This is a genomic window from Dietzia sp. Die43, from assembly GCF_024519835.1.
In the GTDB taxonomy this organism is placed as follows: Bacteria; Actinomycetota; Actinomycetes; order Mycobacteriales; family Mycobacteriaceae; genus Dietzia; species Dietzia kunjamensis.
Window position 1 is genome coordinate 1 of sequence record NZ_JALJRF010000091.1, and the last position, 312, is coordinate 312.

General features: G+C 71.2%; 1 protein-coding gene. It reads right to left on the bottom strand.

Annotated features, from left to right (window positions below):
* Positions 1-312, bottom strand: a 312-nt coding sequence (locus NR111_RS18375) for an HNH endonuclease (RefSeq protein WP_256821651.1), incomplete at both ends; no start/stop codon positions are given.

Consider the following 312-nt stretch of genomic DNA (forward strand, 5'->3'; position numbering starts at 1 on the left):
TGCCGTCGGGCTGCAGTTCGTAGATCCAGTCCGAGAAGGTCTTGAACCGGTGATGCCGCCGGCACATCGCGGCCAGGTTGGCCTCGATGGTGTGCCCGCCCCGACGGGGGTCGGCGTGATCAAACGGCACCACATGATCCAGATCACAGGCCTCGGCGGGGATCGCGCAGCCGGGGTGGCGGCAGGTGCCATCGCGCAGCCGGATCCGGCGGGCCAACTGGGCGCTGGGCCGGTATTTCAGGGCGGCCCGGGAGTCGTCGGCGGCCCCGATGCGCGGGTCGATGGGCTCGAAGGTGGCCCCGTCGCTGGTGG